General features: G+C 70.9%; 17 protein-coding genes and 1 pseudogene. 6 read left to right on the top strand and 12 right to left on the bottom strand.

Features of this window, described 5'->3' with window-relative positions:
- Positions 1-43: 43 nt before the first annotated feature.
- Positions 44-4,015, bottom strand: a complete 3,972-nt coding sequence (locus HNR20_RS21090) for a CARDB domain-containing protein (RefSeq protein ID WP_184182449.1) — start codon at positions 4,013-4,015, stop codon at positions 44-46.
- 404 nt (positions 4,016-4,419) lie between these two features.
- On the bottom strand, positions 4,420-4,971 hold the full coding sequence (locus tag HNR20_RS21085) for a GNAT family N-acetyltransferase (protein ID WP_184182447.1): 552 nt from the start codon (positions 4,969-4,971) through the stop codon (positions 4,420-4,422).
- 51 nt (positions 4,972-5,022) lie between these two features.
- Here HNR20_RS21085 and HNR20_RS21080 point away from each other — a divergent pair, with 51 nt between their 5' ends.
- Together HNR20_RS21080 and HNR20_RS21075 are read left to right on the top strand one after the other, a co-directional pair.
- Positions 5,023-5,862 carry a YhjD/YihY/BrkB family envelope integrity protein gene (locus HNR20_RS21080; protein ID WP_184182445.1) on the top strand — a complete coding sequence of 280 codons (840 nt, stop codon included), beginning with the start codon at positions 5,023-5,025 and terminating at the stop codon, positions 5,860-5,862.
- 33 nt (positions 5,863-5,895) lie between these two features.
- On the top strand, positions 5,896-7,491 hold the full coding sequence (locus HNR20_RS21075) for a phytoene desaturase family protein (RefSeq protein ID WP_184182443.1): 1,596 nt from the start codon (positions 5,896-5,898) through the stop codon (positions 7,489-7,491).
- Here the strand turns inward: HNR20_RS21075 and HNR20_RS21070 are convergent.
- Together HNR20_RS21070 and HNR20_RS21065 are read right to left on the bottom strand one after the other, a co-directional pair.
- Entirely contained in the window at positions 7,480-8,172 is a 693-nt protein-coding gene (locus tag HNR20_RS21070) for a TMEM175 family protein (protein ID WP_184182441.1), read from the bottom strand. The genes HNR20_RS21075 and HNR20_RS21070 overlap by 12 nt on opposite strands.
- Positions 8,173-8,191: 19 nt before the next feature.
- The gene (locus HNR20_RS21065) at positions 8,192-9,772 is read right to left on the bottom strand and encodes a Rieske 2Fe-2S domain-containing protein (protein ID WP_184182439.1); all 1,581 of its coding nucleotides are present in this window, start codon (positions 9,770-9,772) and stop codon (positions 8,192-8,194) included.
- Between the two features lie 197 nt (positions 9,773-9,969).
- Between HNR20_RS21065 and HNR20_RS21060 the strand changes: the two genes are divergently transcribed.
- Complete coding sequence (locus HNR20_RS21060) at positions 9,970-10,191, top strand: DUF2631 domain-containing protein (protein WP_184182437.1); 222 nt, start codon at positions 9,970-9,972, stop codon at positions 10,189-10,191.
- Positions 10,192-10,275: 84 nt separating this feature from the next.
- On the opposite strand, the gene HNR20_RS21055 is transcribed toward HNR20_RS21060, so the two are convergent.
- The 8 genes and pseudogenes from HNR20_RS21055 to HNR20_RS21020 form a co-directional block, all read right to left on the bottom strand.
- Entirely contained in the window at positions 10,276-11,445 is a 1,170-nt protein-coding gene (locus tag HNR20_RS21055) for a DivIVA domain-containing protein (RefSeq protein ID WP_184182435.1), read from the bottom strand.
- A 31-nt stretch (positions 11,446-11,476) separates the two neighbouring features.
- The gene (gene rlmN, locus HNR20_RS21050) at positions 11,477-12,634 is read right to left on the bottom strand and encodes a dual-specificity RNA methyltransferase RlmN (protein ID WP_184182433.1); all 1,158 of its coding nucleotides are present in this window, start codon (positions 12,632-12,634) and stop codon (positions 11,477-11,479) included.
- A gap of 104 nt (positions 12,635-12,738) precedes the next feature.
- Positions 12,739-14,172: a phosphatidate cytidylyltransferase gene (locus HNR20_RS21045; RefSeq protein WP_184182431.1), complete on the bottom strand. Its 1,434-nt coding sequence runs from the start codon at positions 14,170-14,172 to the stop codon at positions 12,739-12,741.
- 303 nt (positions 14,173-14,475) lie between these two features.
- Positions 14,476-15,033, bottom strand: coding sequence for a ribosome recycling factor (frr, locus tag HNR20_RS21040; protein WP_184182429.1), 558 nt, complete (start codon positions 15,031-15,033; stop codon positions 14,476-14,478).
- Between the two features lie 82 nt (positions 15,034-15,115).
- Entirely contained in the window at positions 15,116-15,883 is a 768-nt protein-coding gene (gene pyrH, locus HNR20_RS21035) for a UMP kinase (RefSeq protein WP_110562390.1), read from the bottom strand.
- 161 nt (positions 15,884-16,044) lie between these two features.
- Positions 16,045-16,872: a translation elongation factor Ts gene (gene tsf, locus HNR20_RS21030; protein ID WP_184182427.1), complete on the bottom strand. Its 828-nt coding sequence runs from the start codon at positions 16,870-16,872 to the stop codon at positions 16,045-16,047.
- A 134-nt stretch (positions 16,873-17,006) separates the two neighbouring features.
- Complete coding sequence (gene rpsB / locus HNR20_RS21025; protein WP_184182424.1) at positions 17,007-17,897, bottom strand: 30S ribosomal protein S2; 891 nt, start codon at positions 17,895-17,897, stop codon at positions 17,007-17,009.
- A gap of 349 nt (positions 17,898-18,246) precedes the next feature.
- Positions 18,247-19,411: pseudogene (locus HNR20_RS21020) on the bottom strand (hypothetical protein).
- 212 nt (positions 19,412-19,623) lie between these two features.
- Between HNR20_RS21020 and HNR20_RS21015 the strand changes: the two are divergent.
- From HNR20_RS21015 to HNR20_RS21005, 3 genes are read left to right on the top strand one after another with little or no spacing between them, the layout of a single operon-like run.
- On the top strand, positions 19,624-19,983 hold the full coding sequence (locus HNR20_RS21015) for a YraN family protein (protein ID WP_184182420.1): 360 nt from the start codon (positions 19,624-19,626) through the stop codon (positions 19,981-19,983).
- Positions 19,984-20,014: 31 nt separating this feature from the next.
- Positions 20,015-21,535, top strand: a complete 1,521-nt coding sequence (locus HNR20_RS21010; protein WP_184182418.1) for a YifB family Mg chelatase-like AAA ATPase — start codon at positions 20,015-20,017, stop codon at positions 21,533-21,535.
- The gene (locus tag HNR20_RS21005; RefSeq protein ID WP_184182416.1) at positions 21,532-22,752 is read left to right on the top strand and encodes a DNA-processing protein DprA; all 1,221 of its coding nucleotides are present in this window, start codon (positions 21,532-21,534) and stop codon (positions 22,750-22,752) included. Before HNR20_RS21010 ends, HNR20_RS21005 begins: the two co-directional genes overlap by 4 nt.
- The last annotated feature ends 154 nt before the right edge of the window (positions 22,753-22,906 follow it).

Here is a 22,906-nt window from a genome sequence, read left to right as displayed (position 1 = left end):
CGGAGCACCGAGGGAGCACGGGTCAGGCGAACGAACAGCGGCACTAGCCGCCGTTGATGACGAACTGCGAGCCCGGCTGGATGACGATGTTGCCGTCGGCCGAGTTGGTGATTGTCACGTTGGTCAGGTTGGCGTTGCCGCGCGCGCCGCTCATCGCGAGGATGCCGGCACCGTTGTTGGACTTGTCGATCCGCACGTTGGTGATCGCGAGGTTCGGTATGTTGCCGCCACCGTTCTTGAACTGGATCCCGTCGTAGGTCGAGTCGATGATGTCGGTGTCCCGGATCGTGACCCCGACGATGTCCCGAGTGGCCGGGAAGATCGTGATGGCGCCGAACTCCTGGTCCTCGTTCCAGAAGGCGCCACCGGTGCGGTAGAGCCCGTTGTTGGCGATCAGCGTCGTCCCGGAGAACGGCAGCGGGTCGTGGTCGGTCGCCAGCATGATGCCCGGGTAGTTGGCGGTGTCGTAGATCAGGTTGTTCTCGATCGAGTTGTCGTAGCCGCCGTAGATGGCGATGCCGTTCGCCCGCCAGGGCAACTGGATGGTGTTGTTGACGAAGTGGTTGTCGTGGGCGATGTCGACGTTGCGGTCCTTCACGTACGGGTTGGCCCAGACGGCGAGCGCGTCGTCACCGGTGGTGCGGAAGGACGAGTTGAACACCCGCGAGTTGCGCGTGCCGTTGCTGAAGTTGATGCCGTCGGCGTACGTGTCGCGGATCCGCATGCCGCTGAACTCCAGCCCGTCGGCCGGCCCCCAGAGGTCGGGGATGTTGTCGTAGTCGCGACCCACCCAGACGCCCACGTTGGCGTGCTCGATCCAGACGTTGCTGATCCGGGTGCCGGTGCCGAAGCGACCGTTCAGACCCACGCCGCCCTCGCCGTTGCCGTCACCACCACGGATCCGGCCCGAGCCGAAGATGGCGATGTCGGAGATCTGGGTGTTCTTGTCGATGTCGAAGCCGAAGTTGCCCTCGTGCGGGTGGTTGATGCCGCCCACCACGTTCTGCGGCTCGGTCAGCGTGTAGAGCTGCGAGTGCCACATGCCGGCGCCCCGGATGGTGACGTTGCTGATGCCGACCTGGTTGTGCGTACCCCGGTTCAGTGGGTCGTCGGTCAGGATCTTCTGCTCCTGCCGCCACTGCCCGGCGGGGATCCAGACGCAGCCGATGACGCCGTTCTGGTCGTCGGTGACCGCCCGCTGGATGGCGGCGGTGTCGTCCAGGCCGTCGTTCGCGATCGCACCGTACGAGGTGATCGAGGTGCAGCCGGCCGGCTGGCTCGCCGCCGGCGCCACCTGCTCCAGGTCGATCATGTCGATGACGTAGAACGAGGCGCTGTCACCCGAATCGCGCTGCAACTTGAAGCGGGTGCCGGCCGGGTACGACTGCCCCAGCAGCGCGTTCGACTCGTCGAACAGCCGTCGGGCGTCGGCCTGCGGGGTGTTGGTCAGCGCCTCCGGCCCGTCGGTGTTGCCGTAGAGCCAGCTGTGCTTCGAGGACAGGGTCAGCTTCCGGGAGAAGACGTCGTTGACGTAGAGGCTGATGGTCGCCTCGATGCCACCGCCGCCCGGCGCGTCCGGGATGGAGTTGCGCACCACGATGGAGTTGGCCTGGTTGGCCGACGTGAACTCGACGAACTGGCCGGTGCTGTTGAGTCGTACCGACTTGCGGCCCGAGGACTCGGTGGCGAAGTTGGTGTGGCCGAAGGTGCGCAGCGCGTCGGTCTCCAGCAGGGTGCCCTGGTAGCGACCGGCCTCGGCCTCGTAGGAGACGTACGGGACCGCGGCCCCACGCCCGACCACGATCGACTGGCTGAACGCGTTGTTGGTCTCGTTGGTCTCGGTGACCGCGTTGGTCGCGTCGGCGGTGGCGGTGATGGTGGCGCCGCCGCTGGTGGCGGTCCAACTACCGCTGATCGCCACGTTGACCGTCGCGCCGGCGGCGATCGAGGCGGTGTTGGTGTTGAGCGTGGTGCTGCCCGCCACCAACCGGGTGACCGTGGTCGCTCCGGTCGCGGTGGTGCCTCGGTTGCGGACCGCCACGGTGAACGTTACGGACGCCCCGACGGCCGGGTTCGGCGGGTTGGAGGCGATGCTGAGCACCTGCAGGTCGGGGCCTGGGGCCTGCGCCACCACCAACGGCGACGCTGCGGTGAAGCTGTTGTTGCCGTTGTTCTGCTCGACGATCGTGTTCGTCGGGTCGACCACCGCCGAGACGGCGTAGCTGCCCATCGGTCGCGTGCCGGCGTTGAACGACACGGTGGTGGAGGCTCCCGCGCCGAGCGCGCCCACCGTGGCGCCGCCGACGACCGCGCCGGCCAGGCTGAAGTTGACCGTGGTCGCACCGGCGGAGGCCGAGCCGATGTTCTGCACCACGGCCGAGAGCGTGACCGGGGAGACTTCGCTGGGCGACGTGGGCGACCAGGTCACCGAGTTGACGACCAGGTCCGGGTTGGGTGCCGGCGTGCCGCACACCTCGAGTTCGGCCACCTGGCCGGACGGGGCGCCGGTGTTGCCGGTGAACCGCAGTTGCACGTCGGCCGTGGTCGCGCTGACCGGGATGCTCACCACGTTGGTGCCCTGGACGAACTGGTAACTCGCCGCCGACACCAGGTTGGTGTACGTGGAGGAGGCCTGGTCACGCCCGAGGATCTGGATGGTCTGGGTGCGGGTTCCCCAGGCCGGGTCCGGGTTGAGCTTGACGGTCACGCCGGAGATGGAGTGGTTGGCGCCCAGCGCCACGGTCAGGTTCTGCGGGTAGCTCGCCGCACCTTCCCAGTACGTGCTGAGCTGCCCGTCGTTCGCCTTGTCCGGGGTGAAGGTGAAGGTGGAGCCGCTCGCCGTCATGCTCTTGCCCTGCGCCACGTTGGTGCAGGCGGGCGGGTTGCTGCCGGTCCGGGTGACGGTGTTGCTGTTGCCGGACAGGTTGCCGGCGCCGTCGCGGGCGCGGACGTAGTACGACACGGTCGCCGTCGCCGGCTGGGTGTCCTGGTACGTGAGGGTGGTGCCCAACGTCGCGATCAGGTTGCCGCCCCGGTAGACGTTGTAGCCGGCGAGACCGCTGCCACCGGAGTCGGTGGAGGAACCCCAGGTGAGCGTGATCGTGCTGCCCGACGTGCTGTGCGACAGCGTTCCCGGGACGCTCGGCGCGGTGGTGTCACCGCTGCCGTTGCGGGTCACCGTGTTGCTTTTGCCGGAGATGTTGCCGGCGACGTCGCGGGCCCGGACGTAATACGACACGGTCGCCGTGGCCGGCTGCGTGTCGTTGAAGGTGGTCACGTTCCCGACGGACTGCAGGAACGCGCCGTTGCGGTAGACGTCGTAGCCGGCGATGCCGCTGCCGCCCGCGTTGTCGGTCGACGCGACCCAGTTGAGGCTGATGGTGGTGCCCGACTGGGTGTACGAGAGGTTGCCGGGCACGCTCGGCGCGGTGGTGTCGGGGGTGGTGCCGCCGCTGCCGTACACCTCCAGCTCGGAGAACTGGCCCGCCGGCCAGCCGCTGTTGGCGGTGACGTTGATCCGCACGTAGCGGGTTGCGGTCTGACCGAAGTTGATCGTGGCGGTGCTGCCGCTCGCCGGGTTGAAGGTGTAGGTCTGCGACCCGACCAGGTCGGTGAACGACGAACCGTTGGCGCTGCCCTGCACGCTCAACGTCTGCGTACGGGTCCCCCAACCGGAGGTCGGCAGCTTCAGCACGACCTGGTTGACGCTCTGCGATGAGCCGAGATCGACCTGCACCCACTCGGGGAACGAGTTGTTGACGCTCTCCCAGTAGCTGCCCGCGTTGCCGTCGACGACCTTCGACGAGTCGTAGACGTCGGCGTGACCACTCTCCTGGGTGGGACGACCCAGGGCGAGGTTGGTGGCCGCCGGCGCGAAGCCGCTGCTCGGCGCGGCTGCCGCGTCGGCGGGGCGGGCGGCGCCGGCCGGGTTCGCGAGGGCGGTGAGCCCGGCGGTGGCGATCAGCGTGGCCGCGGCTGTCGCCGCCACCGTCCTGAACAGATTCCTTCGTCTCATCACAGTCCTGTCGTTGGGGGGACGGCTGCCGCGGGGGCGGCTGGACCAGGGGATGGGGGTGTGAGCTGAATCTTCCGAGCACGTGCACGAAAAACCGCACGCCTTTGTCGAAATCTTGCACGACTTTGACCAAAGGTTACTGACGTGCTACGGGAGCGTCAACACTTCGACCGACTTGACTATTGATGGACATGCCTGCGCCAGGGATGCACGGCGGGGGCCCGTAGTCATGTGCTCGCGCGGCGAGATCCAGCCGCTGCTCTGCGCCATATACCTCAGGGTCATCAATGTGACCCTGAGGTATACGGCGCCTCGGGGCGCGGGCGTCTCGCGCGGAGCCGCCACGTGCCTGGACGTTCAACCTGCGGGTGCCGGCACCCACGCCGGCCGCACCTTCGAACGGGTCAGTTGGCCGACGCCGCCAGGACGAAGGTCTCCAACTCCTCGCCGCCGTACCAGTCGGTGCGCCGGCCCACGTGGGCCATGCCGAGTCGCCGACAGACCGCCATCGACGGCTCGTTGCCCGGCGACACGAGCGCGTAGATCTCCGGGGTGCCGGTGGCGAACTCCCGCGCGACGAGCGCACCGGCCGCCTCGGTGGCGTAGCCGTGACCCCACGAATCCGGGTGCAGGTGCCAGCCCGTCTCGATGTCCGTGGTGAGCCGTGTCTCCGGCGTTCCCGGCAGCGGCTTGAGCAACACCGTTCCCGCCACCAGGCCGGTCTCGCGCACCTCGATCGCCCAGGTGCCGTACCGGCCGTCGTCGGCGGCGTGCCGGTCCTGCCAGAAGCGCAGCCGCTCGGCGGCCTGCGCCGGGTCGGTCATCGGCAGGCCCGGCGACACGGCCAGCCAGCGGGTGATGTCGGGACGGGAGTAGATGTCGTAGATCCGGGCCAGGTCGGCCGGATCGTCGGTCCAATCGCGCAGGATCAGACGTTCGGTGGTGAGAACAGTCATGACAGGCGATCTTAAGGAGTGACGCCCCCGACGAGAGGGAAAGAGACCACGATGGGCAGCGGCTGGCAACGGGCGAAGCGGATCACCAGTGCCGCGTTCCGCCCGGTGCGCGGACGCGACCTGTCACTGCACGCCGCCGCGATCACCTTCTACGGCGCGATAGCGGTCGTGCCGGTCGCGCTGCTGGCGATCTGGCTCACCGCGCTGGTTGCCGGGGCGGACCGGGTCCGCCGGCTCACCTCGTACGCGGTGGAAGCTCTGCCCACCGCGATCGGCGCTCCCCGGGCGGTCGACGCGCTGGTCAACGCCGGGGTGGAGTTGACCCCGCTGCTGGCGCTGGCCTCCCTGCTGCCCGCCTCGCTCTACGGCGAAGGGCTGCGCCGGGCGTTCGTCTCGGTCGCCGCCCCCCGCTCCGACGAGCACCTGGTCGGCTGGCGGGGCCGGCTACTGCTGCTGCCGCTGCTCGCGCCCGCCCCCGCGCTGCTGCTGTCGATCCTGCTGGCGTTGCCGCTCACCACCCGTCTCGTACGCGAGGGCGGCTGGCTCGGCGTGCTGGGCGTGGTGCTGTCGTTCCTGGCGGTCTGGCTGGTGCTCACGCCGGTGCTGGTCTGGGTGTTCCGGGTGGTCGGGCCAGCCTCGCCGGACCGACTCTCCACGCTCGCCATCGGGTCGTTCACCGCAGCGAACCTGTCCGGCTTCCTGCACGGCTTCGTGCTCTTCGCCTCGCTCCCGCTGGACCTGGGCGTGCCGTTCGGTGGCTTCGACGAGATCGGCGCGGGTGTAGCGGTGCTCCTCTGGCTCTACCTGTTCCACGTGATCGTCCTGGCCGGCTACTCCGCCACCCTGGCCCTCTCCCGCTGGCGAGCCCAGCGGGAACAGCGAGAGGGCTGACCGGGCCGGTGGGGCGGACTAGGCTGCCGCGGCATGAGCAGTGAGATTCCAACCCGCGCCGACGTCGTGATCGTCGGTGCCGGGCACAACGGTCTGGTCTCCGCAGTCCTGCTGGCCCGCGCCGGCCTGGACGTCCTGGTGCTGGAGGCCGCCGAGGTGATCGGCGGCGCCACCCGCACCGAGAACCCGTTCCCGAAGGTGCCGGGCCTGCGTCACTCCACCGGCTCGTACCTGCTCGGGCTGATGCCGCCGGAGCTGCTCGCCACGCTCGACCTACGGATCCCGGTGCTGCGCCGCGACCCGCACTACTTCCTACCCACGCCCGGCGGCCTCGGCTCGCCGTACCTGCTCTTCGGCAGTGACACCGCCGCCACCCGGGCGCAGCTCGCCGAGTTCTTCTCCCCCGCCGACGTGTCCGCCGACGACGCGATGCAGGCCGAGTTGGCCGCGCTGCGCGAGGATCTCGCCCCGGCCTGGCTGGCGGAGCCGCTGAGTGTCCAGGAGACCGCCGAGCGGCACGTCCGCCCGGCGCTCCGGCAGGTCTTCGTCGACCTCGTCCAGGGCTCGGTCGCCGACTACCTGGCCCGCTTCGAGTTCCGCTCCGAGCTGCTGGTCAGCATGTACGCGGTCACCGACGGGTTGTCCGGGCTCAACGCCGGCCCGGACGACCCCGGCACCGGCCACAACTTCCTGGTGCACAACATGTGCCGGCTGCCCGGCTCCGGCGGCACCTGGATGATCGCCGAGGGCGGGATGGGCACCGTCTCGCGCACGTTCGCGGAGGCCGCCCGGGCCGCCGGGGCGACCATCCGCACCGGTACGCCGGTGAGCGCGGTGACCCTGGACGGCGGCGCGGCCAGCGGCGTGGTGCTGGCCGACGGCCGACAGGTCGCCGCCCGGGTGGTGCTCGGCGCGTGCGACCCGTACCGGCTGATCGACCTGTTGCCCGACGGCGCGCTCCCGGCGCCGCTCGGCGAACGGATGGCGGCGGTCCGCCGCCCCGGCACCACCCTCAAACTCAACCTGGCGCTCACCGGGCTGCCACAGTTCGCCTGCCTGCCGCCCGGTACGCCGAGCCCGTTCGGCTCGACCATCCACCTGCTGCCCGGCTCCGCGTCGCTGGTCGGTGGGGACGCCACCTCGCCGATGACCGCGCTGCGCGCCATGTGGGCGGACGTGCAGGCCGGGCGGCTGCCGGCGGAGCCGACCATCGAGTGGTACCTGCACACGACCGTCGACCCGTCGCTCTCCGACGCGGCCGGGCACCACTCGTCGGCGCTCTTCGTCCAGTCGGTCCCCTACGAGCTGGTGGGCACCACCTGGGACGCGGCGCTGCCCGGCTACGTCGCCCGGCTCATCGAGATCGTCGAGCGGTACGCCCCCGGCACCGGTGACCTGATCGCCGACGCGGTGCCGCTGCCCCCGCCCGGCATCGAGAAGCACTTCGGCATCACCGGTGGGCACATCCACCACGTCGACAACACGGTCTCGTTCACCGACCGGATGCCCTACGCCACCGGCATCGACGGCGTCTACGCCGGCAGCGCCGGCTGCCACCCGGCCGGCAGCGTGATCGGCGCGGCAGGCCACAACGCCGCCCGCCGCATCCTCACCGACCTAGGCCGCTGACCCTTCCTCGGTCGCGCTCGCGGACGGTCGGAGGTCGCCCGGCCCCCCGATCAGGTAGAAGCCGACCAGCAGGAGGTACGCGCACAGACTGAGGATGGGGTCGACGAAGACCACGGCGAAGGCGACCAGGTAGAACAGCGGCTTGAGCAGTATTCGTCGTGCGATCGCCCGGACCAGCCGGGGATCCAGGCCGGGGTGGAGCAGTGCCCGTCGACGCGCCCACCACCAGGTCAGATTGACGAAGACCGCCTCACCGAGCACGGTGCCGACGTAGAGGGCGGCCGTCAGCCGCTGCTCGGTCGGACTACCGCGCAGGTTGTCCGACAGCAGGTCGGCGGTGAAGGGGATCGTGGCGATGAAGAGCAACACGAACAGGTTGAAGACCAGCAGCATCTGGTCGACCCGGACCACGTACCGCCACAGGTTGTGGTGGGCGAGCCAGACCTGCCCGGCGATCGCGAAGGTGATGATGAACGCCAGGTAGGACGGCCAGGCATGGGCCAGGGCGTCCGGCAGCTCTCGCCCGCTCTCCCGCGCCGGGCCGCTCTGCAGCAGCTCGACGGCCATCACCGTCAACACGACGCCGAAGACCCCGTCGCTGAACGTCTCCACCCGGGCAGCGTCCCGCGTCTTCTCCCGGCCACGTCCGTAGCGGTACCGGTTGTCCCCCGCCCCCGCCACGCCCGCGCCGGCCGACTCGTCAGATCACGGCTTCGCCGGCGGGGGCGGGAGCCTCCGCGTCCACCCGGTGGGCGCGGACCTTGTGGCCGACGCTCGTCAGGCAACGGCCGCTGGGCAGGTCGAAGCGCCAACCGTGCAACTGGCAGGTGAGCTGGTCACCGTCGACGATGCCGAACCGGGTCAGGTCCGCCTTCAGGTGCGGGCAGCGCCGCTGCACCACCCAGTCGCCCAGGGTGATGTCCTCGGCGTCGGTGCTGCGCTCGTGCTCGTCGTACCAGCCCTCGGCGTACTGGAGGCGCTCCTCGGAGAGGCACTTGAAGAACGCGTAGACGAACTCGTTGTACTGGCCGATCCGGGCCGCCGAGAACCGGCAGGACAGGAAGAGTGAGTTGACCCAGTCCACCTCGTCGATGAAGAGCAGGTGCTCGATCAGCGCCCGCTCCATACGGAACCGGTAGCGCACCTTCTCGTCCGCGTACGGCCGGACCTCCTTGCCGGGGAAGTCCACCACGATCGACTCGACGCTCTCGCCGTCGTACCCCACCAGGTCGAAGCGGACCGGGCCGCCCACACCCTTGGCGAGGTAGATCGACTCTTCGAGCAGCGGCTCGATCCGGTGCTTCATCTGGCCGAGCACGTCCACCTCGGGGTGCCGCCAGGACGCCTTCTCCGCCTCGATGACGGGGCGCTTGCGCTCCCGCATCTCCTCCAGGTGAGCGACCTTGTTCGCGAAGAACTCGTCGACCGGCACCGGGTGGGTGGTGGTCGCGCCCTCGGTGGTGACCTCGGTGACGCTGCCCGGCAGCAGCACGATGCCGTTGGTGCCGCCGACCTTGGCGTACTCCGACTGGAAGACGGACTGGTCGGGGAAGATGTTGCCCTCGTCGCCGTGGATGTCGTTGAACTGCCACAGCGCGTCGTCGAGGAAGCACGGCGGGCCGGCGATCGGGAAGACGTGATCGGCCTTCAGGTCGTCGATGTAGCGCCAGGTCCGGTCGAACTGCCGGTCGCGCTTCTGCTTGCCGAACGCCGTCTTCGCCGCCTGCGGCAGCTCGTAGACCATCGGGTACCAGATCGCGCCGGAGAACTGGAGCAGGTGCGCGTGCACGTGCCCCAGGTCGGCGAAGACACTCAGGTCGGTCGGGCGGGCGTCGTTCTGGTTGAGCAGCCGCACCCCGTCGTACTCGACCCAGAGCGAGGAGTCGCCGATCGGCCCGTCGGTCGGGCTGGTCAACGCCTGAATCATGATCTTCAGGCCGCCCGGCAGCTCCACCACCTGCTCGTTGGGGGCCTTCAGGAACTTGGTGAAGCCCAGCGCCCGGAACTCGTCCTCCATCTCCGAGGTGGGGAACTCGGGGAGCAGAACGGTGGCGTCCTTCGAGATGAAGTCCCGCAGGTGCTTCGCGTCGAAGTGGTCCCGGTGCAGGTGGGAGACGTACAGGTAGTCGACCTGGCCCAGGCTCTCCCAGTCGAGCAGGGAATTGTCCGGAAACGGGAACCACGAGGCGAAGTAGGCCGGATTGACCCATGGGTCGCACAGGATGCTGCCCGCGGCCGTGTCGATCCGCATGCTGGCGTGCCCGGTTCCGGTCACTCGCACCGCACAGTCCCCCTCAAACAGACAATCAGGTGTACGCCAAACGCTACCGGAGTGAGTCTGAGTGCCGCCCCGCGACGCCGGTAGTGTCGTTCGGCCCAGGTCGGCAGGGCTGATGGCCGGGAAACCCCCACCGCACCGCACCGCGTACGAGGCGTGCCAGACTAACCAAAGATCCGATCGCGAAGGAAGGACCGACAGTGGCAGGAAGCGAGCCGGTAACGTCGCCAGACCAGCACAAGCCCGGGCAACGGAAGCTCGGGCGAATCGGCGCGGTGCTGTCCGCGCTGGCGCTGCTGGCGATGATCTGCGGCAACCACGAGGGCAGGGTCGAGGACATCTGGCTGATCGGCCTGGCCGCGCTGCTGCTGATCATCGTGATCGGCGACGCCGTGCTGCGGCGCAACGGCCTGCGCTCCTGACCCGACCGACCGCTGGACGACCGGCCAACGTACGCCGAGGGCCCGCCCCACCCGGGGACGGGCCCTCGTCCGTACGTGTCGGGGTCAGCGCCCGAACAGGATGTCCTGCACGTCCTTGAGCGCGGCGTCGACCTCAGCCTCGAAGTAGCCACCGGGCACCAGGCCGAACCGGAGCGTGTCCAGGTCCTTCGGGTCGACCGGCATCGGATTGCGGCGCTGCATGCCACCGAGCAGGGTGTCGAAGAACCGGTCCACCTGGTCGGGGTCGTACCCGCTGCCGAACCGGCGGACCTGGAAGCTACGGCGGATCTGGTCGACCCGGTAGAGGTCGCTGCCGGGCGGACCAGCCATCGGGGGGCCACCCATCGGCGGGCCACCCATGGGCGGGCCGGCAACGGCGGGCGGGCCGGCCATCGGCGGGCCACCGATGCCCTGCTGCGGCATCGGAGGCGGACCGCCGGGGCCTCGGCGCATGTCGCGCAGGTCCCGCTCCGGCATCCGGATCTCAGCGGTCATGTCCGTGCGGCCGTGTCGCCCGGCCTCGAAGCCGTCGAAACGCGGCTCCTCCGGCGGGTAACCGCCAGGAGCGCGCTGGTCGTCCGGGCCGTAACCACCGGGAGCACGCTGGTCGTCGGGGCCGTAGCCACCGGGAGCCCGGTGGTCGTCCGGGCCATAACCAGTCGGGCCGGCGGGCAGGCCGCGCGGCGGAGCACCGTGCCCACCCATCGGGCCCGGGCCCATCGGGCCGCCGGGGCCCATCGGGCCGGGACCGGCCGGGCCTCGCGGCGCGTCGTAACCGCCGCGGGGGGCGTCGTACCCGCCGGCGAAGGCACCGGTCGGCTCGTCGTAGCGGCCGTAGCGGTCGGCGGGTGGGCCGGCCTGCGCGGGCATCGGCCGGGGCGGCATCGGCTGCGGGATCATGCCGCGGTCATCGCGCATCGGCGGCCCCATGCGGTCCGGTGGGCCCATCCGGTCACCCATCCGGGGGTCGCCGCCGCGCCCGGCGCTGTTGCGCTCCTCAAGCTCGGCCAGCTGCCGCTCGACCCGGTCCAGGTGCAGGTCGACCTGCCACTCGTCGTAGCCGTTGAAGCGGACCCGGAAGACGACGTCGTGGACCTCCTGCGAGGCCACCGGCGCGCCGACCTGTCGGCCGTCGAGCGTCGCCTCGACCCGGTCGAGGAAGGCATCCACCTCGTCGACCTTGTATCCCCGGCGGAGCGCCTTGCGCCGGAAACGCTGACCCTGACTCGCCACTATGTCTCCTGGTCTCGTTCGCCACGCCCGGTCACGCCGGTGCCTCTCCGGCGCGGTCGGTGTTGGTGTCGTTGTCCTCGGCGGCGGCGAGCTGACCACACGCGCCGTCGATCTCGCGACCTCGGGTGTCCCGTACGGTGGTGGACACCCCGGCGTCGCGCAACCGCCGGACGAACTCCCGCTCAACCGGCTTCGGGCTCGCGTCCCAGCGGCTGCCCGGCGTCGGATTGAGTGGGATGAGGTTCACGTGGGCCAATTTGCCGGCCAGCAGCCGCCCGAGCAGGTCGGCTCGCCACGGCTGGTCGTTCACGTCCTTGATCATCGCGTACTCGATCGACACGCGACGGCCCGTCCGGGCGGCGTAGTCCCACGCTGCGTCCAGCACCTCAGCTACCTTCCAGCGCTGGTTTACCGGCACGAGTTCGTCGCGCAGATCATCATCGGGCGCGTGCAACGACAACGCAAGGGTCACTGAGAGGTCTTCGCTGGCCAGTCGGCGGATGGCCGGAACCAGGCCGACCGTGGAAACGGTGATGTGCCGCTGGGACAGGCCGAGCCCTTCCGGAGCTGGGCTGACCAGGCGACGGATGGCCGCGATGACCCGGGAGTAGTTGGCCAGTGGCTCGCCCATGCCCATGAACACGACGTGCGACAACCGCGGCGGGGAGCCGGCGACGGCGCCGGAGGCCGCCACGCCGGCCAGGTACACCGCCTGGTCGACGATCTCGGCGGTGGACAGGTTGCGGGTCAGCCCGGCCTGGCCGGTCGCGCAGAACGGGCAGGCCATGCCACAGCCCGCCTGGCTGGAGATGCAGACGGTCACCCGGTCCGGGTAGCCCATCAGCACGCTCTCCACCAGCGCGCCGTCGTGCAGCCGCCAGAGCGCCTTGCGGGTCGCGCCGTCGTCACACGCCAGCTCGCGCACCGGGGTGAGCAGATGGGGCAGCAACTGCTCGGACAGCCGCTCCCGGGTCGCCGCGGGCAGGTCGGTCATGGTCTGCGGATCGCGGACCAGCCGCCCAAAATAGTGGTTCGAGATCTGCTTGGCGCGGAAAGCCGGCTCACCCAACTCGGTGACCAGCGCCTGGCGGCCGGCCAGGTCCAGGTCGGCAAGGTGCTTCGGCGGCATGGAGGCCCGGCGCGCGGCGGGGGCGTCCGAGAGGGCGGGGATCAACGGCAGGCTCGTCATGGCTGGTCCAGTGTGTCACGCCCTCGGCGGCAACTGCCGATCCGGAGGTGTCGAACAGGCCCCGACCGTTGGAGCCGGATAACCGGAACGCCGTGATTCATGCCTCAGCCCACCACCGGCACGAAGATCGCCAGCAGCAGGTAGGCGGTCGGCACCGCGAACAGGATCGAGTCCAGTCGGTCCATCAGACCGCCGTGGCCGGGCAACAGGTTGCTCATGTCCTTGACACCGAGATCCCGCTTGATCATCGACTCGGCCAGGTCACCGAGGACCGCCGCGCAGGAGACGGCCACGCCGAACAGGGCGCCCCACCAGGGTGCCACCTCGAACATCAGCCACAGCAGCAGCGCGCTGCCCAGGGCCGCGGCGGTGACCGAACCGGCGAAGCCCTCCCAGGACTTCTTCGGGCTGATCGACGGCGCCATCGGGTGACGGCCGAAGGAGACACCGGCCGCGTACCCGCCGGTGTCGGAGAGGACCACCGCGATCAGCGTGGCCAGGATGCGCCGCGGGCCATCGTCGGGGGCCGCCGCCAGCAGCGCCGCGAACCCGCCGAGGAACGGCACGTAGACGGTGATCAGGGTGGCCGCGGTGATATCGCGTTGGAAACCGGCCGGACCGTCGCCCAGCCTCCAGATCATGGTGCCCAGCACGGTGACCAGCAGCCCCAGGCTGAGCGCGTCCGGGCCGGCGAACCAGGCCAGACCCACTGTCAGCACACCACCGGCGAGCAGCGGCACCAGTGGCGGGTGAGCGCCGCTGCGTCGGACCGCCCGGGCCATCTCCCAGATGCCGATGGCGATGGCGGCGGCGATCACCGGCAGGAACGCCAACGGGAAGAACGCCAGCGGCACCACGATCAGCGCGCCGAGGCCGAGCCCCACGCCGATCGCCGCCGGGAGATTGCGGCCGGCCCGCCCGTTACCCAACTGCTGGGTAGCCGGACGGTCGGCGCTGGCCCGGCGTCGGCCCTTCGGCCGTCGACCGGTCGGCGCCGGGACCTCGTCCGATGCCACGTCAGGTGCCAGGTCGGCCCGGACGGGCGCGAGCTGCTCGGTCGGATATCCCGGGTCGTCGAAGCGGGCAGGAAAGCCCTGGTCCGGCTGCCCCGGGCCGTCGAAACGAGGCGGCTCGTCGAAGCGCCTCCGGTCCGGGCCGTCGAAACGGGGCGGCCCGTCGCCAGCGGCGGGCGGACGGTCGAGGTAGCGGCCCGCGCGGCCCCGATCGTCGTACCGGTCGGGCTGGTTCCGGTCGTCCTCGTACCGGTCGCGGTCGCCGAAACGATCGTGCCGGTCGCGGTCGTCGAAGCGGTCCCGGTCGTCCGGACGGACCGCACGGCCACGCTCGTCGTACGGGTCCGTCGGGTGCGGGTCGGCATGCGGCCGGGTGTGCGGGTCCGCGTACAGCTCAGGGCCGGCCGCTGGGCGGCGGTTCCACTGGCCGGCGTCCAGGTCCTGGTCCGGCCAGGGCAGCGCCACCGGGTGCTCGGGGCGGTCCCAGCCTCGGGGTTCGCTGGCGTAGGGGTCGGGGTGGGACATCACGCACCGCGACGCGGCACGAGAACCACCACATGACGCAAGACCACAAGCATCCCCTACACGCGCGATGTTCCTCCGATTGACCGCCCCGACGGTCGGTCGATTCCCGGTGTTCACCGCCCGGTGGCCGGGAATCCTGCAGAGCCTACTGCACCCGCCGCACCGGCATGGCGGACGAGGCACGGCGACGGCCGCAGGCCCACCCCGGACCGGCTGGATTCCCTGCTGGCGTACGGCACGAGGCCCGACCCCCGCTTGGGGGGACGGGCCTCGGAGCACCTCACCCGCGCAGCGGGCGGACGATCACACCTCGAGCAGTTCGGTTTCCTTGTGCTTGACCAGGTCGTCGATGTTGGCCACGTAGCGCTGGGTCAGGTCGTCGAGTTCCTTCTCGGCGCGGCGACCGTCGTCCTCGCCGGCCTCGCCGTCCTTGACGATCCGGTCCAGCTCTTCCTTGCCACGGCGGCGGACGTTGCGGACCGCCACCTTGGCTTCCTCACCCTTGTGCCGGGCCACCTTGATCATGTCGCGGCGACGCTCCTCGGTCATCTGCGGGAGCAGGATGCGCAACTGGTTGCCCTCGTTGTTCGGGTTCACCCCGAGGTCCGAGTCGCGGATCGCCTTCTCCATCGCATTGATCTGCGAGTTGTCGTACGGCTTGATGATGGCCATCCGCGGCTCGGGGACCGCGATGGACGCCATCTGGGTCAGCGGCGTGGGCGTGCCGTAGTAGTCGATGATGACCTTGGAGAACATGGCGGCGTTGGCGCGACCGGTGCGGATGGCGCCGAACTCCTCCTTGGCGTGCTCAACCGCACGCTCCATCTTTTCCTCGGCCTCGAGGAGGGTGTCGTCGATCACCGGTCTCCTCGCCTCCTTCTGTGCTCGTCGTGGGCTCTGCTGAAAGTCGTCAGACCGCCGCTGCCATCGCCGTCGGCGAGACTCAGGCGGTGATCAGGGTCCCGATCTTGTCGCCACCCACCGCGCGGATGATGGTGTCGTCACCCTGCGCACCGAAGACCAGCATCGGCAGGCCGTTCTCCATGCAGAGGCTGAACGCCGCGGCGTCCGCCACCCGCAGGTTGCGGCGCAGCACCTCGGAGAAGGTGATCGAGTCGAGCTTGCTGGCGGTGGGGTCGATCCGAGGGTCGGCGGTGTAGACGCCGTCCACGCCGTTCTTGCTCATCAGCACCACGTCGGCCCGGATCTCCAGAGCCCGCTGAGCGGCCACCGTGTCGGTGGAGAAGTACGGCATTCCCGCGCCCGCGCCGAAGATGACCACACGGCCCTTCTCCAGGTGCCGGATCGCCCGCAGCGGAATGTAGGGCTCGGCGACCTGGGCCATGGTGATGGCGCTCTGCACCCGGGTCTCGATGCCTTCCTTCTCCAGGAAGTCCTGCAGCGCGAGGCAGTTCATCACGGTGCCGAGCATGCCCATGTAGTCGGCGCGGGCCCGGTCCATCCCGCGCTTCTGCAGCTCCGCGCCGCGGAAGAAGTTGCCGCCCCCGACCACCACGGAGACCTGCACGCCGCGGCGGACCACGGTGGCGATCTGCCGGGCGATGGCCTGGACGACGTCCGGGTCGACGCCGATCGCGCCGCCGCCGAACACCTCACCGGAGAGCTTCAGCACCACCCGGCGGGCGCGCCCCGGCGGCGGTGCCGTCGGATCGTCCATCGCCAGCGTTCGGTCACTCACAACCTGCGTCATCCGCCCCGCCCTTCCCCACGCGCACGCCCCGTGCGGCGCGTACCGCGAACCTGCCGCTGCTGACCCTATGTGACGAGGAGGCCGCGGTGCCTGTCACGTACACCGGCGGCCTCCTCGTTGACGTCTCCTGCCCACGGGCGCTCGCGGCACCCGGTGGCGGCTCAGGCCTGGCCGACCTCGAACCGCACGAAGCGGGTGACCTCGATGCCAGCCTCGGCCAGCATCTGCTTCACGGACTTCTTGTTGTCGGCCACGGACGCCTGCTCGATCAGGACGTAGTCCTTGAAGAAGGAGTTCACCCGACCCTCGATGATCTTCGGCAGGGCCGCCTCGGGCTTGTTCTCCTCGCGGGCGGTCTGCTCGGCGATGCGCCGCTCGGACTCGACGACCTCCGCCGGAACCTCGTCCCGGGAGAGGTACTTCGGCCGCATCGCGGCGATCTGCATGGCCACACCGCGGGCGTCGGCGTCGCCCGCCTCGTCGGTCTTGCCGGTGTACGACACCAGCACACCAACGGCCGGCGGCAGGTCCTGGGCCTTGCGGTGCAGGTAGACGGCGGTGGTGCCCTCGACCCGGGCGAACCGGTTGAGCACCAGCTTCTCGCCGATCTTGGCGGACTGCTCCTGGATCAGGTCCGCGACGACCTTGCCGTCGAGCTCGGTGGCGAGCAGCTCCTCGGCGGAGTTCACGCCGGCGCGCTCGCCGTGCTCGACCAGCTGCTGGGCCAGCGCGATGAACGACTCGGTCTTGGCGACGAAGTCGGTCTCGCAGTTGACCTCGAGCAGGGCCTTGCCGGAGTGGGCGACCAGGCCGTTGGCGGCCGTACGGCCGGCCCGCTTGCCGACGTCCTTGGCGCCCTTGACGCGCAGGATCTCGATGGCCTTGTCGAAGTCGCCCTCGGCCTCGGTCAGCGCCTTCTTGCTGTCCATCATGCCGGCGCCGGTGAGGTCGCGGAGCTTCTTGACGTCCGCGGCGGTGATTTGGGACATGGCTCTCTCTTCGATGTTGAGACGGCGTGTGGATGGTCAGAGATGCCGGTTACCCGGATCCGGGCGGATCGTGCCCGGCGTACCGTCGCTGCCCCTCGGTCCGAAAAACGGACAGCGGGGCAGCGACGGTGCGATCACTCCGCGGTAGCGGTCGCCGGCTGCTCGGTGGTGGCCTGCTCCGGGGCGGCGGGCTGCTCGGCGGCGGCGGCCGGCTGCTCGGCCGGGGTGGCCGACTCGTCGGCCTTCTTCGGCTCGAGCAGCTCGCGCTCCCACTCGGTCAGCGGCTCGTCGCTCGCGACACCCTCGGGCTTCTCGTCGTTGCCCCGGCGACGGCCGGAACGCGCGATCAGACCATCCGCCACGGCGGCGGCGACGACCTTGGTCAGCAGCTCGGCCGAACGGATCGCGTCGTCGTTACCCGGGATCGGGAAGTCGACCTCGTCCGGGTCGCAGTTGGTGTCCAGGACCGCGATCACCGGGATGCCCAGCTTGCGGGCCTCGTCGACGGCGATGTGCTCCTTCTTGGTGTCGACGATCCAGACCGCGGCGGGAAGCTTCTGCATGTCCCGCAGGCCACCGAGGGTGCGGGTCAGCTTGATCTTCTCGCGGGAGAGCTGCAGGGTCTCCTTCTTGGTGTAACCGGCGGCGGTGCCGCTCAGGTCACCCAGGCCCTCCAGCTCCTTCATCCGCTGGAGACGCTTGTACACCGTCTGGAAGTTGGTCAGCATGCCACCGAGCCAGCGGTGGTTGACGTACGGCTGGCCGACCCGGGTCGCCTGCTCGGCGATAGCCTCCTGGGCCTGCTTCTTGGTGCCGACGAACAGGATGCTGCCACCCTCGGCGACGGTCCCACGCACGAACTCGTACGCCTTCTCGATGTACTCGAGGGTCTGGCGCAGGTCGATGATGTAGATGCCGTTGCGCTCGGTCATGATGAAGCGCTTCATCTTCGGGTTCCAGCGCCGGGTCTGGTGCCCGAAGTGGACACCGCTCTCCAGCAGTTGGCGCATGGTCACGACGGCCATGGTTGGGGTACTCCTCAAGATCCCTGGTTGTCACGCCCGGCCGGTGGCCGGGCGTCCTGGCGCCTGGTCGCCGACCCATGGTGGACCCGATCAAGATCGGGACCAGGGAGGCCGTCGCTCCACGACGATTCGTGAAGAGGGCGCGCGAGGTCGACCGCGCGAGGCGGTCGCCAGTTGGCCAGTGTACGCCCCTCACCCGTTCAGCCGCCCCGGGGTACGCGCGTGATCGGGCCGGGCATTCCGGGCCAGCGGGGGGTGATCGACTCGACATCGCCGATATTGGGGTATCCGGGCGGCGCGAAACCGCCACAACGCCGATATTGAGTTGATCCTGAAACGGCCGAACGCGTCAGCCGGCGGCGAGCGCGGCGGCCACGAAGAGCACCAGACCGACGGTCAGGTAGGCCGTCGGTGGGCGGAGCCAGCCCCGACCACCGTCGGTGAGCGCCAGACCTCCGGTTCGTAGCCCGTACAGCCCGGTTGCGAAGATCGGCAGACCAGCGACCAGGGCGATGCCCACCACCACGTTCCCGGCGTCCACCGGATCGCCGGTCGCCCCGGCCAGCAACACGCGCATCGCGGGAATCTCGAAGATCAACACCAGCACGGCGAAGAGTACGGCCAGCACGGGCCGGCGGGTCCGGTAGACACCGTCGGCCGTCGGCGGGTACACCGTCGGCTCCGTCGCGGGCAGGTCCGTGCGCGGGCCGATCCCCGGCATCGGGCCGGTCGGCATCTCCAGCGGGTGTGGCGTCTCGCCGCCGCCCCGGGTCGGCTCGATGATCGGGTACCCGCCGAGCGGGGCCGGACGCGCCTGGTCGGCGAGCACCCCAGCCGACGTGTCGCTGGGCGGCGTCCCCGCACCGGTGGCCGCTTCGCGGCTGCCGACCGTCAGCGGGGTGGCCACTGCGCCCGGCTCCCGCGCTGCCCGGCGACCGGGCAGCTCACCGGAGATCTCCGAGGGGTCCCGGTCCGTCCGCCGTGAGCGACTGGCCCGGTAACCGTCGGTCTCCGACCGCGCGTCCGACAACGGGTCGACCGCGCCGAACCTCCCCGAGTCGGACTCGGGCACACCGAAGCGAGCAGACTGGGCGTCGACGGCCCCGAAGCGAGCGGAGTCCGGCTCGGGCGATCCAAACCGACCGGAGTTCACCACGCCAAAACGGCCCGAGTCCGGCTCCGACGCGCCGAGAAGACCCGGGTCCACCGCGCCAAAGCGGCCCGAGTCCGGCTCGGTCGATCCGAGGCGACCTGGGTCAACCGCGCTGGAGCGGCCGGAGTCCGGCTCGCGGCGTCGACCGGCGCTCGTGTCCTCGCCGTAGCGACTTTCCTCGGCACCGCGCTGCTCGGGAACCTCGTTGTCCCGGTACCGCTGTTCACCCGCGCCACGCCACTCCGACTCGCCGTAGCCGCGACCCCGCTCCTCGGGATACCAGCGCGACTCCTGATCTTCGGGAAAGCTCCGTCGTCCGTCCACGTCCGGCACCGTATGCGACCGACTGCTCCCGCGCCATTTCAACCCCGGCCCGGGACTGAGCCGACCCGCCCATGACCACATGATGCTGAGTCGCTGAACCCCGTTGCGTGGGCTCCCACGCCCGCCCGCACCAGGGGTGCCGTAGCACAGTTGGGCTTGATCGTGCGGCTGTCCACAAGGCACCCGTTGTCCACAGGCAGCCGCCGTCGGGGTCGCGGCGCGCCCGCCTCGTCGAGCACCGTGCCGGCCATGACGAAACGGAACCAGGCGGTCGGCGCGTACGGCGAGCGGTGCGCCGCCCGGCACCTGACCGAGGCAGGGCTGCGCCCGATCGTCCGGAACTGGCGCTGCTCGGCCGGGGAGATCGACATCATCGCGTGGGACGGGCCCGTGCTCGCCTTCTGCGAGGTGAAGACCCGCCGGGGCGACGACTTCGGCACCCCGGCCGAGGCGGTCGTGCCGTCCAAGGCCCGCCGGCTGCGGGGGCTCGCCGCGCGTTGGTTGGACGAGACCGGCACGACCGCCGACGAGGTGCGTTTCGACGTGCTGTCGGTACGGCTGCCCGACGCCGGCCCCGCCCAGGTCGACCACCTCAAGGGCGCGTTCTGAGATGCGCACCCCGAAGGAACGGTGACGCGCCATGAGCTACGCGAAGGTGCTCTGCGTCGGGCTGGTCGGGGTCACCGGTCATCTGGTCGAGGTGGAGGCCGACCTGGCCGCCGGCCTACCGGCGGTGGTGATCTCCGGCCTGCCGGACACCGCCCTGCACGAGGCCCGCGACCGGGTCCGCGCCGCCGTGGTCAACTCCGGCCAGCGCTGGCCCAATCGGCGGATCACCCTCAACCTGCTGCCCGCCACTCTGCCGAAGTTCGGCTCGGCCTTCGACCTGGCCATCGCCGCAGCTCTGCTCGGCGGCTCGGGTGAGCTGCCGCTGCTCCCACTGGAGGGGGTGGTGGTCCTCGGCGAGCTGGGGCTCGACGGGACGGTCCGGCCGGTGCGCGGCGTGCTCCCGATGGTCGCCGCAGCCGCCCAGGCCGGCGTCGGGCGGGTGATCGTCCCGGTCGGCAACGCCGCCGAGGCCGCGGTCATCCCCGGGGTACGGGTGCGAGCGGTGGACACGCTGCACCGGCTGGTCGCCTTCGTTCGCGACGGCACCCCGCTGATCGAGCCGCCGACGGCCGCCCCGGCACCGGCCGCCGACGGGCCGGATCTCGCCGAGGTCGCCGGGCAGCAGGTGGGTCGGCGGGCACTGGAGGTGGCCGCCGCCGGCGGGCACCACGTGGCGCTGCTCGGTCCCCCCGGCGCCGGCAAGACGATGCTCGCCGAGCGACTGCCGTCGATCCTGCCCGAGCTCGATGACGACGCGGCACTGGAGGTCACCGCGCTGCACTCGGTCGCCGGGCTGCTGCCGCCGGGCGGCCGGTTGCTGCGTCGCCCACCGTTCCAGGCGCCGCACCACACCGCGACCGTGCCGTCGCTGGTCGGCGGCGGCTCGGGGCTGGCCCGACCCGGCGCGGTGTCGTTGGCGCACCGCGGCGTGCTCTTCCTGGACGAGGCCCCCGAGTTCAGCAAGGGCGCGTTGGAGGCGCTGCGCCAACCGCTGGAGCACGGCCACATCCAGCTGACGCGCAGCGGGGGCGGCACCGTGTACCCGGCCCGGACCCAGTTGGTGCTGGCCGCCAATCCCTGCCCGTGTGCAAAGCCGGCCGGGGACTCGCACTGCGAGTGCACCGCGCTGGCCCGCCGCCGCTATCTCGGCCGGCTCTCCGGGCCGCTGCTCGACCGGATCGACGTACAGGTGCGGTTGATGCCGGTGCGGGCGGCGGAGCTGATGGCACCCGACGGCGAGGCCGAGCCCTCGGCGACGGTCGCCGCCCGGGTGGCGGCGGCCCGGCAGGCGGCGGCCACCCGCTGGGTCGGACTCGGCCGGCGGCTCAACGCCGAGGTGGAAGGCCCGCACCTGCGCCGACCGCCGTGGCGGCTGCCCGCCCGGGTCACCGCCGAACTACGTGGCCGGCTCGACTCGGGCTCGCTGTCGGCACGCGGCTTCGACCGGGTGATCCGGATGGCCTGGACCATCGCCGATCTGGACGGGCGGGAGCGGCCAGATCTGGACGACGTCCGGGAAGCGCTTCAACTACGGACGGGGGAGGCGACGTGAGCGCCGACGAGGAGAACAGGCTGGCCCGGGTCGCACTGACCTGGCTGGCGGAGCCGGGCACCCGCGCGGTGCATCGACTGGTCGAACGGCTCGGCCCGGTGGCGACGCTCGACCTGCTGCTCGACGGCGGCAGCCCGGACGGCTGGCTGCACACCACGGTGGCCGCCCGGTCGACGGCCGGCGACGCCCGGGCGGTGGCGGCCGAGGCGCTGGAACGGGCGGACCGCCTCGGCGCCCGGCTGGTCACGCCGGACGACGAGGAGTGGCCGGCGCGGGTGGCCGGCCTGTCCACGCTGCACCTGCCCGACGTCACCCGCCGGGTGGACGGTGAGACCGCCCCGCCGCTCTGCTTCTGGGTACGCGGGAGCTGGCCGCTGGGCGAGGCCCTGGAGCGCTCGGTGGCCGTGGTCGGAGCGCGGGCGGCCACCGGCTACGGCCAGCACGTGGCGACCGAGCTGGGATATGGACTGGCCGAACGGGACTGGACCGTCGTGTCCGGCGGCGCGTTCGGCATCGACGCTGCAGCCCACCGGGGTGCCCTCAACTCGGGCGGGCTGACCGTCGCGGTGCTCGCCTGTGGGCTGGACCGGCCGTACCCGATGGGCAACGCCGGGCTCTTCGACCGGATCGCCGACACCGGGCTGTTGGTCAGCGAGTGGCCGCCCGGCGCCGAGCCACTGCGGCCGCGGTTCCTGATCCGCAACCGCGTGATCGCCGGAGGCACCCTGGGCACCGTCGTGGTGGAGGCGTCGGCGCGCAGTGGTGCGACACAGACCGCTCGGCGGGCCATCTACGCCAATCGGGTGGCCATGGTGGTGCCCGGGCCGGTGACCTCGGCGATGTCCGTCGGCACGCACGAGTTTCTCCGCGAGTTCCCCAAGGCCCGGCTGGTCACCGGGGTGGCGCACGTGCTTGAGGAGGTGGGCCGGATCGGCACGGACCTGGCCCCGCTGGCACGCGGACCGCAGCGGCCCGCCGACACGCTCGACGACGACGCGCGGTCGTTGCTGGAGGCGCTCCCCCGCCGGGGCGCGATGGGCGTGGACCGGCTCGCCGCCCGCGCTGGCGTCGACGTACGGACGGCGTTGCGCAAGCTGTCCCTGCTGGAGGAGTTGACGCTGGTGGTGCGCCGCGACGACGGTTACGCCCTCGCCCCGCCCGCCAAGTCGAAGCGCGGTAAGCCGGCTACAGCGGCGGAAACGTCCGCGTCGGCTTAGGGCCGCACGCGGATGCGTCGCGGCAGGCCAGTTGGGTGGTCGTCCGGACGCGATCACCCGCGGAAGCTGCTCGGGATCCCCGTCAGCCGACACTGCCGGTACTGTGCGCGGTCATGGGCGCTATCAAGCCGTGGCACATCGCCGTCCTGTTCTG

Source organism: Micromonospora parathelypteridis, assembly GCF_014201145.1.
GTDB lineage: Bacteria > Actinomycetota > Actinomycetes > Mycobacteriales > Micromonosporaceae > Micromonospora > Micromonospora parathelypteridis.
The sequence above is the reverse complement of the archived record's forward strand: the minus strand, read 5'-3'. Positions and strand labels throughout refer to the sequence as shown.